At 51.9% G+C, this 3,416-nt stretch carries 4 protein-coding genes; 2 read left to right on the top strand and 2 right to left on the bottom strand.

All coding sequences use genetic code 11. The features are described 5' to 3' along the window. Together Q0231_RS07000 and Q0231_RS06995 are read right to left on the bottom strand one after the other, a co-directional pair. On the bottom strand, window positions 1–258 hold a 258-nt coding region (locus tag Q0231_RS07000), incomplete at its 3' end, for a glycosyltransferase (protein ID WP_299346717.1). Further along, complete coding sequence (locus Q0231_RS06995) at window positions 255–1,121, bottom strand: putative peptidoglycan glycosyltransferase FtsW (RefSeq protein WP_299346715.1); 867 nt, start codon at window positions 1,119–1,121, stop codon at window positions 255–257. The genes Q0231_RS06995 and Q0231_RS07000, both read right to left, overlap by 4 nt. On the opposite strand from Q0231_RS06995, the gene Q0231_RS06990 reads away from it, so the two are divergent. Then, a complete protein-coding gene (locus Q0231_RS06990; protein WP_299346713.1) occupies window positions 1,021–2,091 on the top strand; it encodes an arginine--tRNA ligase in 1,071 nt (356 codons plus the stop codon). The genes Q0231_RS06995 and Q0231_RS06990 overlap by 101 nt on opposite strands. Before the next feature lie 89 nt (window positions 2,092–2,180). Beyond that, window positions 2,181–3,416, top strand: a 1,236-nt coding sequence (locus tag Q0231_RS06985; protein WP_299346711.1) for a hypothetical protein, incomplete at its 3' end; no start/stop codon positions are given.

Raw genomic sequence — 3,416 nt, 5'->3', positions numbered from 1 at the left:
CGACTGAAGAAAACCCAGTCCCAATTTCAGCACAGACGATATCTTGCCCTTCAGCCCACCAACCGATGGCGAGCCCGCTTTGATCTGCACAATCTCAACGCCCGGAAACAGGCTTTCATACGCCTCGCCTCGGCTATCGGTCATCAAGGTGACTTGATAGCCGCGCGCAATCAATTCTGCACTAAGCGCGCGGGCGGGGAAAATATGCCCGCCAGTACCGCCGCTTGCCAAAACCATATGTTTGCTTGGGGTTGTCATGAAAGATCACTCCCCCCGGCGCGGCGGCGCGTCAGTGCCAGCAACATGCCCATCAAAACGGCCAGCGCCAGCATGGATGATCCGCCATAGGAAATAAACGGCAGGGTCATGCCCTTCGTCGGCATTAGGCGAAGGTTCACCCCAATATTAATGATCGCCTGCAAGCCAAACTGGGTCAGCAAGCCGGCAGCCGCCAAAACCACAAAGAAATTCTTTTCTTCCAACAAACGGCTAAACCCGCGCAGCACAATAAAGGTGAACAACCCCACAAGTACCAGACAGAACAGAACGCCAAATTCTTCCCCAACCACGGCAAAGATAAAATCTGTATGCGCGTCGGGCACAACCCGTTTCACCGACCCATCGCCGGGTCCAACGCCAAAAAAGCCACCGGTCTGAAACGCTTCCATGGCGCGCTCAATCTGATAATTCTCCCCCACATCCGGTTTTAAAAACCGATCGACGCGGTTGGTGACATGGGGGAAAAAGATATAAGCCCCGGCTGCACCAACAATGCCAAGCCCCAAAAACATCACTACCCAGAGAATGGGCAAGCCCGCTAAAAAGAACTGCGCAAACCATACGGCGGACACCACCAATGTCATCCCCACATCCGGTTGCGATAACAGCAATGCCACCACAACCACATACAGCCCTATAGCAATCATATTGCCGGGGATTTCCGAACTGCGTTGTTGCTGCGCAAACATCCACGCCGCGACCACTGCAAAGGCAGGCTTTAGAAATTCTGTTGGCTGCAAGGTGAAGCTGCCGAACCATAGCCAGCGCTTTGCGCCTTTCACCTCTGGTCCAACCAGCAAGGTCGCGAGGGTTAGAATAAGGCAGCCCCCGAACAGGATCACCGCAAAACGCCGCACCCACAGCGGCGACATCAAGGAAACGCTTGATTGGCTTCGTGAGCAGGGTCTTGTTTATCAAGGCACACTTGAAGCGCCGAAAGGCAAAACACCTGAAGAATGGGAAGATCGCGAGCAAACACTGTTCAAAGCCACCCAATTCGGCGATGACACTGACAGAGCTCTTGTTAAGTCTGACGGATCATACACCTACTTTGCGGCTGACATCGCCTATCACCGGAACAAATATCTTCGCGGTTATAACTCTCAGATTGTGGTACTTGGCGCCGACCACGCGGGTTACATCAAACGGTTGGGAGCTGCAGGAAAAGCTGTTTCAGGTGGTGAAGCTGAAGTGGACGTCAAGATTTGTCAGTTGGTGAACTTGTTGCGCAACGGCCAACCCGCCAAAATGTCAAAACGGAGCGGCAACTTTGTCACCATGGCCAATTTGGTGGAAGAAGTGGGACAAGACGTGGTACGCTTTATTATGTTGTTCCGCCGGAATGAAGCACCGTTGGACTTCGATTTTGACCTTGTGACGCAGCAAACCCGTGATAATCCTGTGTTTTATGTCCAATATGCACATGCGCGGGCATGTTCCGCTTTTAGAAACGCAGCGCGGGACGTACCAGAACTTGATGTTTCTCCGGATTCCTTGAAGTCTGCAGACCTTAGTTTGCTCTCTCATCCGGCAGAGTTGACGCTTTTAAAAGTAATGGGGCAGTTTCCGCGGGCCATTGAGGCTGCTGCAGTTGCGCATGAGCCGCACCGGGTTGCTTTCTATGTGCATGAGTTAGCCGGCGCGTTTAATGCATTCTGGACTAAAGGCAAAGAAGAGCCGCAGTTACGATTTGTTAATCATGAAGATAGGACAATAACATTGGCGCGACTCGCAATGGTGAATGCTGTCCGACAGATTTTGCGTAATGGATTGGGCATTCTTGGAGTATCCGCGCCAGATGAACTATCATAATTCAGGCACATTGCTGGGTTACCAGCTATAAAATACAGTGTCGTGAATGTAGAGGTGAGGGTCATAACTAACGTTATTGGCCGAACAAAATGACAAATTCGAACGATCGCAACAACCTGGCAACGGATCAAACAGATGATTTGATTGCAGAACTTGCGCGCATTGTTGCAGACGATGCAAAGCAGGCCTCCGTTTCCAAATCGGTTGATGAACGTGCTCAGCTCGCTGCAGATGCCCGCGAAAAGAAGGACGCACAAAGATCGTTTGAACAACAAATTGAAGCGGACCAGTCGTCACAGGATATTGCCCAACCACAAACTGAGCAGGGTGCTGGCGAAATTCTGCCGTTTTCGAAAAGCGGTGATACAGCCCCGTTTTCGCAGATCGGCGAAGGCGTGACCGCAATTCGGACCCCGTCGCCGACGGAGCCATCTGACGAGATGCAAGAGCCTGCAAACACAACGGGCTCCGCGTTCGAGTTCGATTTTTCCCACAACATCAAAATGGGTGTGGACAATGCAGCAGATTCACGGTCGGAAACAGAAGATTTGGATTTTGCCCCATCTCAAATGGATGAAATGGCTGAAGCCGCAAGTTTTGATGTCGATGAAACCATTCCTACTCCGGACGTTTTAGACGGCATTGCAGCCATCATTGAAGATGTTGAACACCAGTCCGCTGAGCCTGTTGCTCCAGAGTTTGATCCAATTCCTGTGCCGAGCGGACCAACGTCTCAGCCAAATGATGATCAGCCTGAAAAGGGGATTGAATCAGAGCTCTCCGATAACCTTGAACGGCGTTCCGCTGCTTCTGGTGGTGATTTTGAGTATATCCCTCAGCAGAACTTGCAAGTGCCGGTTGGGGAAGACGAATTTGCTGTGCCACCATCTCAAACCAGCGACGGTGCTGACCTTTCAGAAGAAGTTGAAGATCCGCTCACTGAAATTGAAAACTTAATCGCTGATACAAACAGCCCTCCTACGACAAATCCTCAACCAGCAGATGCGGCAGAGGCCGCAATTTTGGCGGCTTTGGCATCAGCTGCCGGCACACGACCAAGTGTTGAAAAGTCACCCGTGGCGGCAGCACGTGCTTCGACGGCGCAGCTAAGAGAACCAAGGCTAGAGCCTGAAGCTCCAACAGCACGCGATTTTGTCGATCCTGTGGCGCACCAATCCGTTCAGCCAGAACGCAAAGCGAACTACGACGACGAACCAAGGCGTGGTGGCAGCATATTGCCAATTGTCGCCTCAGTCGCAGCGATTGTACTGCTGGCGGTTGTCGGTGGGGTTGCCTATTGGTTTTTTGTTGGCCAAAACCCTGCA

It is taken from the genome of uncultured Maritalea sp. (genome assembly GCF_937139385.1).
Lineage (GTDB): Bacteria > Pseudomonadota > Alphaproteobacteria > Rhizobiales > Devosiaceae > Maritalea > Maritalea porphyrae_A.
Note: the sequence above shows the minus strand (reverse complement) of the source record. Positions and strands in the feature narration are given on the sequence as shown.